The following is a 7,536-nucleotide window of genomic DNA, read 5'->3' as shown; positions in this document are numbered from 1 at the left end:
CACCGAACGGGAAAGCGGTGCCGAGAAGCCTCAGCACCGCTTTATCGTATCCGAATTGCTTTCACCCACTTATGGAATCAAAATTCGGGATGACTCATGTTTGTAAGTAAAGGCCTATACCACAAATGGACTGGCAATGGCCAGCACTTTTTCCTTAGTCAACGGCTCGTCAAACGATTCGCGAACAATCTTCTCCGCCGTCATTTCCGGATTACCCTCCTGCTGTTTTAGCTTGGGCGTAACCAGCGAAATTAAGTCAATAGCGTCGTGATGCTTCAGCAGGTTTTCCCCTTCGTAGACGGCCGCTGACGCACCGCCCGTTTCCTGCTCCGATGTCCAAACGCGCAGACCGCGAATGAGCCGTACCTCAGCCGCATGACGCGCTTCTACTGAATGAATCTTAAGCGCCGACAAAAGTACATCTCTATTACCTTTTAATCGGGGAGCTTGTCCTTTATAGGCACGGACGCCCAGATCTTCAAACGACTGGGATAAAACCAGAAACGTACCGTAATTCGACAGTGCGTCCGGGTATTTCCCTTTTGCCGTAAAATCAAAGGTAGGTTTGGCAATGGCACTACCGCCCAGGGCTGATTTGAGAAACTCGACATGCTGTTTTTCGTGTTCGCCAATCTTCATAAATGCCATTCGGTCACTCTCCGGGATCAGGCCCCCTTTTTCTAAACCTTTGGCGTAGAATTCAGCCTCCAGGTATTCCAGCAGCAACGCAAAGTTGAGCACATCCACCACATCGCTGTCGGCAGCAAAGGCTTTGTTGAGGGTTGTTGTCAGCAGACCAGCCGTACCTGCCGTCGCCCAAGCCGTTGTTTTTAGTAACTTCCGACGCGTAAACTCAACCCGTTCAAGGGCCTCGGCGTCCTTATTTTCAATTTCCGAAAAAATGTTAAACAGATTCATAAGACAGTCGAGTTAATATTTTGGCAGATTGGCTACACTAATTTTTTGTTTGATAAACTTTTGGGCTTTCATTACCACCTCTTCCGGTGTTAACGCCCAGTCGCGTCCCTGCGGATCGATCATCTCATGACCCAGCGAGAAATACGATTTGGGTTGAAGCATGTAGCGGGCCAAGGTGGCATGGCGGGCTTCAATCGAAACCATTTTACCGGCTATTTTCAGCACTTCCAGATCTTCAATCAGCGGACCAGTTCCGTTAAAAGCTGCTACCCCAACGTTTTCAAATTGCTGAGCCGCATCGAAGATCGAATTACGATCATTGAAACTGATTCCACTGAAATCAAAGTCGAGCATAGGAATGGCATTGCTTCCTAGAAATGCTTTAAAAAATTCACGGTGAACCACTTCATGGTCGTGTAGTTCAGCGAGTATCTTTCGGTCTTGCTGGCTAACGCCATTGGCTTTCTCGTAGGCTGTCGCATAAAATGCGGTTTCTAGCTGATCCAGCGTATAAGCCAGGTTAGAAATACCAATGTCGCCTGATCCTAAATCAATTGTTCCATCGGGTAGAACAGATGCGCCGGTGCGAGCGCCCTTTAGCGGATTGGCAGCTTCAGGCATTTCGTGGGTGCAGGAGGCCAGAAGGGCAGCCGTTGTGGCTGATACTAAGCCCAGTTGGCGCATGAACATTCGCCGTTCCACCGAAGGAATGGACGGTACGCTTGGTTTACTGGTTGATTTTTGTACTTCGTTGAGTTGTCTCATACTTTTGCTTGTTTTATAGCCTAGCCTGTCGTAGGCTACCTGTACAAAGCAATGGCTCTAAAACTTTGTTAAACGGGAAAAAATATAGTGAGGAAACGTGTCTTACCTGAGCTCAATCTCCAGCTACATCAAAAAGCCCAGTACATTGTACTGGGCTTGGAAGCGCACCGCAATGATGATCTGGCAACTTCACTAGAGCGGATCAGTGAAGGAATCGCTAAAAGCCGGTTGTCCGTTGAGCACCAGAAACCGACAGTAATCCACAGAACCACTCCCCTCAAACAGGTACTCGATCCCGATAATGTCGGAAGCCTGGTGAGGAATTAAGTACTATTACCAGCAAAAGCCAGGGCGATTATTGGCGCGCATCCCTCCTTCTTTAATTAGGAAACGTGCTTATTTTTAGCCAGTTTTGTCGCTTGGCTACCCTTGCTGCTTTCCCACGACGGTCAGATTTCGCCAATTACCGACCGTCTATGTTCGTTCTTATTTCTAGTATTACTACTCAAGGAGAGGTGAAATACTTCTCATTTCGGGTTCCTACTCTCGAAATCGTCTTCAATGTGCTAAGTCAAATCAGAAAGACAGGTGATAGCTTATTATCTATTCAGGTAATCGACGGAAACCAAGTACTGTTCCTACCGGCTGAGGCCTTTGATGGTCAGGATTTTAGCCAGCCTCTTTCCGAATTAGAGCAGCAGTGGAAACGTTTACTCGAGATAAATTCAGGTAATGTAGGTGAGCAGTAGGGGCGTTGGAGAAGATAAGTGGTTAAACGACTTTCAGGCCTTCTATTAGAAACCATACTTCAAAGCAGGCAAGGTTGCTGTTTCGAATCAATGCGTGCATAAAAGTTCAAAACTTGTCTCACCGGGATCAATAGGTCTGGTCATATCAGCAACCGCAATTTGATGATTGTCTACCCTTCTCTAATGGTATTCTAATCCACAGATTGGCAGAAATTGAGTACATTTGACAAATACTGCTGTCTTGATGTCCTCTAATCCCACCAGTAGGCCTCACTTTCCAATTCTGTTGGTCGAAGATGATCTGGCCATTATTGAAGTGCTCCAACGCGCAGCCAAAACCTGCTTTCCTGAAGCAGATATCCTATCCATCACTAGCTTCGACGAAGCGGTAGTTTACTTGTATAATCTGGAAGGGAAAGGACCTCGCTTAATCTTATTGGATGTTTTTTTACCAGGGCAGCGAACCGGATTAGATTTTCTCAGGCTATTCAAAGCCCACCCACTGGGAAAACTGCTGCCTGCCATTGTGCTGTCGCAGAGTGAGAATTTCAGGCACGTCAAGGAGGCTTATCAGTTGGGGGCTGCTTCCTACTTTGTCAAACCGTTTTCGTTTCAGGAATGGAAGCAATTGTTGTCGGATCTACGCTTTTATTGGTACGAAACAGCGACCCTACCGCAAACGTATTTTGAAAAGCAGCAAGAACTGTGACCCTGAACGAAAAGCGTATACGTCCAGAGTGAACAAATGGCCAACAACCCACAAGCCGAAAATGGCGAGCAGAAGGCAATTCGGGTAATCAAACAGGAACGTTTATACATGGATAGGTTCAATGGTCATCAAGGGCTGCTCTTTTTCTAATCGAATGCTAACGTATTTCTAAGGTTTTTCTAATCGACTCATTAGCAAAAGTTTACTGCGCATTTCCGTATTTCGTGCTGTTCATTGCCTCCCTTCAGTCTAGTACACGAGGCAATTCCATTTGCCAGATGTCATGTTAGAATGCATCTTGATTTAGGTGCCCGTAAATAGCCATCTGCTAGCGGCAAATGGCTATTTACGGGCATTCACCTGTACGAAATTACAGTATGGAATTACTAACGCTGATCAATTTACTGATCGTCTTAACTGCGGCCTTCGCCTACGTCAATACCCGGTTTGTCAGGCTCCCTGATACCATTGGCTTGATGATTATCTCGCTGGGCTTCTCTTTGCTGCTGATCTTGGGAAATAAGCTTTACCCTGGCTGGCTTGAACCCACCCGGCAGGCCATCAGCCGCATTAACTATACCACCGTAGTGTTCGATGTGATGCTCAGTGGGCTTCTATTTGCGGGGGCTTTTCACAGCGATAGTCGGGCTCTCCGCCAGGCCTGGGCTAGTATCGCCCTCTTTGCAGTGGTGGGTGTTCTTTTATCAACCCTGCTCATTGGCGGTATGCTCTACGGGGTGTTACAGCTGGTCGGAATACCTATGAACTTTCTTTACTGTTTCTTGTTCGGAGCGCTGATCTCGCCCACGGATCCAATCGCCGTATTAGGCATCCTGACGCGGGCTAAAGTGCCCAAAACCGTTGAGATCAAAATTGTTGGCGAATCCTTGTTCAATGATGGTATTGGTGTGGTGCTTTTTCTGATCCTGCTGGAAATCATCAAACGGGGGCCAGCTTCAGTTGGCTTTCGGGAAGTATCCATTTTGTTCGCACAGGAAGCGGTTGGCGGTGTTGCCTTCGGGCTCATACTGGGATTAGTACTGTATTACTTGCTGCGCTCAGTCGATCACTATCAGACTGAGATTCTGATCACACTGGCTGCCGTTTTGGGGGGCTATAGCCTGGCCAACTCACTGCATGTGTCGGGACCGTTGGCTATGGTGGTCACAGGGCTATTTACCGGGGATCACGCTAAGCAGGGGGCCATGAGTGCCCAGACCGAAGTGTACGTAGAAAAGTTCTGGGAGATCATTGATATCATTCTCAATGCGTTGCTATTCGTACTGATGGGATTTCGCCTGCTGACCTTATCAGTTGAATCCCAGGAACTGCTGATTGGCTTAGCGGCCATTTTCATTACCCTGGTGGGGCGCTACTTATCGCTTCGTATCCCTTTGTTTTTATCCCGCTATTGGCTCTATTCGAAGCGAGAGGATACGTTAATGATGACCTGGGGCGGGTTACGGGGCGGCTTGTCGATTGCCATGGCCTTATCCGTACCTGACTTTATTGAGGGGAAAGATTTAATCGTTACCCTAACGTATATCATTGTTCTGTTTTCGATTGTGGGACAAGGACTCACGGTCGAGAAAGTGGCTAATCGATTGTATAAAGCCAAGGATGCTTAAGCTGTTTAGCGTGCATAAGCTTTCTGTCCTATTCTATCCATGAGGGAGAGCGTATTTATTTATCAAACCGCTACAGTGGCTTCTATCTGCCGATTGCGGTTAGATCGTCACTTACAGATTGCCATCGTGACGGAAATTAGCCAACCTAGTTGCTTGCATCATACCCTTGGTGATGTGATTACAGGGTTGGTGGATTACTTCGCACTCAAGGCAGATCGGCTTCTACTAATTGAGCATTATCCAGCAGGTAGTAGACGCTTCGTGCATTGTGATACTTATTACCTGCTTACTTTTAGCTGGCATGACAAGCAAGCCACTCAAGTTCGTAGGCGACCACTCCCCTTATCCGAATTTAATGAGGTATTAACGAGCTTACAAACAGTTTAAGTTGTTCTTGCGGTAGTGGTATAATAACTCTGAAGCATAAAAAATCATCCCGTTGTGCTACGTAAATCCACTGGTCCGGTTGATTACTGTCGATAAGCACAAATTCAGATAACAGGAACTGGATGATTGGCATAAAACGTACCAAAACAAGTAAGCTGACTAAGATCACAAACCTAGAAAAATACAAATCTCTCCACAAGTATTGGTCTTAATCCATTGATCTTCTTGATCCCTGAAAATCCTGATAAGTTGTCCTTAACAAAAAGAGGTTATATCAACTAGTGATATAACCTCTTGATAATCAGGTACCAGGAGCGGGAATCGAACCCGCACGGGCTTGAGGCCCACAGGATTTTAAGTCCGGCGCGTCTACCTGTTCCGCCATCCCGGCAAACCATTCCGCCGAAGCGGCATTTACAAAAAAAGCACCGGGTTCGGTGCCTCTCTGTAGAGCGAAAGACGGGGTTCGAACCCGCGACCTCGACCTTGGCAAGGTCGCGCTCTACCAGCTGAGCTACTTTCGCGTTGTCAATTCTTCCGATACCCTGGCGAATTGTGGATGCAAATTTAGGTCTTTTTCTTCGTTTGTCAAGCGCTGGTTGCAAAAAAAATTCGGTCTCGCTACCCAAACGTTTTCTAAAATCTGATTCTGAGCGGGTTACTTCTTTCTCAAATTATAGCAATGGGTCATTCACCTGGGTGTCAAATACCCCTGTTAGCACCTGGCCCTTATGCTTTACCTGCACCCAGATACGATAATGCCCAGCCCGTGGAAAGGCATAAGGGAATTCCACCATGTTATTCGTCTTCATGGTATGATTCATTCCCGACATACTTGGGGTTAGTAACTTATTTTTTTCTGCTTCAGGTAAGGCGTTTAGCTTAGCAATATAGGTATCGATACTATCTCGAAAGCGAACGGCATCCGGAAAACGAAACGTGCGGGCCGTGTCGGCAATACGGCCTAGCAGTGAGTTTTCAGCGGCCATTGAATAAGTACCAACAGGATGCAAATGGATATAAACGCTACCATCCGATCGCAAAATAGCTGCGTGACCTCCCATGCCCAGATAAGGCTCTAAAGGAGCAGCTTTCCCTTGTGCATCGGCTACCGCAAATTTCAAATTATATAGCTTTCCGCTTTCCAGACTAGTGCCCGGTTTATCCATCCAGAGCATAGTCGAACCATCAGAAAGTTTACAACTGGCACCAGGTTTCCCGCACGTAACCATGTCGTTATCTAAATGCGGAATATTTTGCGATTCTGTTTTTACGCCCATCGGTTCAGTCACAACCCAGCTATCGTCCGAATCGGTTAGCTTGGCGTTAGCAGCTGCTTCAGGGCTAATTTTTAACGATGGTAGTTCGATCGTATCGGTCAGGGTCTCGGCAAAACCACTGCGAAAAACGACGTCTGCGTAGAGCATGTATTTCCCACCGGGCAGTGGTGGCAAAGCCGATTCATAAGTTAGCGAATCGCGACGGCCGGGGTGTAAATGGGCGAAACCATCCAAGCCTGGTAATCTGACCAAAAAAGCGTGCATCAGTTTACCGTGATCGGGGATAATAAAACTAAACAGCCGACGAATGCGCCGATTATTTCTAGTGCCAGTTGTATCGAATTGAATGGTCAATTGCCGCTGAGCATTGGCCACATGAACCGATGTCTGAATCGGCGCTGGTCGATAAAGTTGATCTGCCCGATACTCTTCTGCTGTGCTATTCCACCAGGATCGCCAGCCGGTTAAAATCAGGCCAACCAACACTAGACCGACTCCCATGCCAATCAGGCGCTTACGAACTACTGATGCCGACTGATCGGGAGTGGTCACGCCATCGGCGTTGCTGGCTCCGATAATAGTAATCAGCATCACCACCAGCAACAATCCCATTAGTGCCAATCCCCAACCCGTTCCGGCGGGCATCGAACGCAAAGCCGTGGCAACAGCCATAACGGGCACAACAACCTGCTGTTTACCATCAGGGCCATTGATGCTTAATTCGATACTCGACGAACCGGAATCCATTAACCACAAATCAGCTACGTATTGATTCTGACCGACCGGTTTTAGTTCGTCGTAAGTTGGCGCTCCTTTATCACCAGAGCGGAAATAAATAGGTCTTGCCCCAATGCTGCTTACCCTCCCTTGCTCAACAAATACCGTCACAACAGCCGTTCCTGGTACTACATCAGGGGGATTCACACTAATCAGCAATTGATAGTTGCCAACCTGTTTCTGTACAATTACGCCAGAACTGCCCACATGGGCATGAACAATGAGTGAATGCGTAAATAACAATAGGAGCGAAAGCAGGCCAAATAGCCATTTCACCCGAAAATAGTTTTGACTAGAATTCATGTATTTTTTCTATTCAGCGA

The 7,536-nt window shown here is 47.2% G+C and carries 8 protein-coding genes and 2 tRNA genes; 5 read left to right on the top strand and 5 right to left on the bottom strand.

What is annotated here, in order from left to right; all coding sequences use genetic code 11:
• Nucleotides 1-114 precede the first annotated feature (114 nt).
• The gene (locus ACYVE4_RS03165) at nucleotides 115-918 is read right to left on the bottom strand and encodes a ferritin-like domain-containing protein (protein ID WP_460995455.1); all 804 of its coding nucleotides are present in this window, start codon (nucleotides 916-918) and stop codon (nucleotides 115-117) included.
• 12 nt (nucleotides 919-930) lie between these two features.
• Nucleotides 931-1,683, bottom strand: coding sequence for a ferritin-like domain-containing protein (locus ACYVE4_RS03160; RefSeq protein WP_460995454.1), 753 nt, complete (start codon nucleotides 1,681-1,683; stop codon nucleotides 931-933).
• 87 nt (nucleotides 1,684-1,770) lie between these two features.
• Between ACYVE4_RS03160 and ACYVE4_RS03155 the strand changes: the two genes are divergently transcribed.
• The 5 genes from ACYVE4_RS03155 (at nucleotide 1,771) to ACYVE4_RS03135 (ending at nucleotide 5,156) form a co-directional block, all read left to right on the top strand.
• The gene (locus ACYVE4_RS03155) at nucleotides 1,771-2,010 is read left to right on the top strand and encodes a hypothetical protein (protein WP_460995453.1); all 240 of its coding nucleotides are present in this window, start codon (nucleotides 1,771-1,773) and stop codon (nucleotides 2,008-2,010) included.
• 149 nt (nucleotides 2,011-2,159) lie between these two features.
• Nucleotides 2,160-2,432, top strand: coding sequence for a hypothetical protein (locus tag ACYVE4_RS03150; RefSeq protein ID WP_460995452.1), 273 nt, complete (start codon nucleotides 2,160-2,162; stop codon nucleotides 2,430-2,432).
• A gap of 244 nt (nucleotides 2,433-2,676) precedes the next feature.
• Nucleotides 2,677-3,141: a response regulator gene (locus ACYVE4_RS03145; RefSeq protein ID WP_460995451.1), complete on the top strand. Its 465-nt coding sequence runs from the start codon at nucleotides 2,677-2,679 to the stop codon at nucleotides 3,139-3,141.
• Between the two features lie 377 nt (nucleotides 3,142-3,518).
• The gene (locus tag ACYVE4_RS03140; protein WP_460995450.1) at nucleotides 3,519-4,769 is read left to right on the top strand and encodes a cation:proton antiporter; all 1,251 of its coding nucleotides are present in this window, start codon (nucleotides 3,519-3,521) and stop codon (nucleotides 4,767-4,769) included.
• A 39-nt stretch (nucleotides 4,770-4,808) separates the two neighbouring features.
• On the top strand, nucleotides 4,809-5,156 hold the full coding sequence (locus tag ACYVE4_RS03135) for a hypothetical protein (protein ID WP_460995449.1): 348 nt from the start codon (nucleotides 4,809-4,811) through the stop codon (nucleotides 5,154-5,156).
• Nucleotides 5,157-5,462: 306 nt separating this feature from the next.
• Here the strand turns inward: ACYVE4_RS03135 and ACYVE4_RS03130 are convergent.
• The 3 genes from ACYVE4_RS03130 to ACYVE4_RS03120 all read right to left on the bottom strand — a co-directional run bounded on the left by ACYVE4_RS03130 (nucleotide 5,463) and on the right by ACYVE4_RS03120 (nucleotide 7,516).
• Nucleotides 5,463-5,547: transfer RNA gene (locus ACYVE4_RS03130), tRNA-Leu, on the bottom strand.
• A 60-nt stretch (nucleotides 5,548-5,607) separates the two neighbouring features.
• Nucleotides 5,608-5,680, bottom strand: a tRNA-Gly gene (locus ACYVE4_RS03125).
• Between the two features lie 150 nt (nucleotides 5,681-5,830).
• Nucleotides 5,831-7,516: a hypothetical protein gene (locus ACYVE4_RS03120; RefSeq protein ID WP_460995448.1), complete on the bottom strand. Its 1,686-nt coding sequence runs from the start codon at nucleotides 7,514-7,516 to the stop codon at nucleotides 5,831-5,833.
• Between the last annotated feature and the right edge of the window lie 20 nt (nucleotides 7,517-7,536).

This window comes from Spirosoma harenae (assembly GCF_054776975.1).
This window is presented reverse-complemented; position numbering and strand designations above follow the sequence as displayed.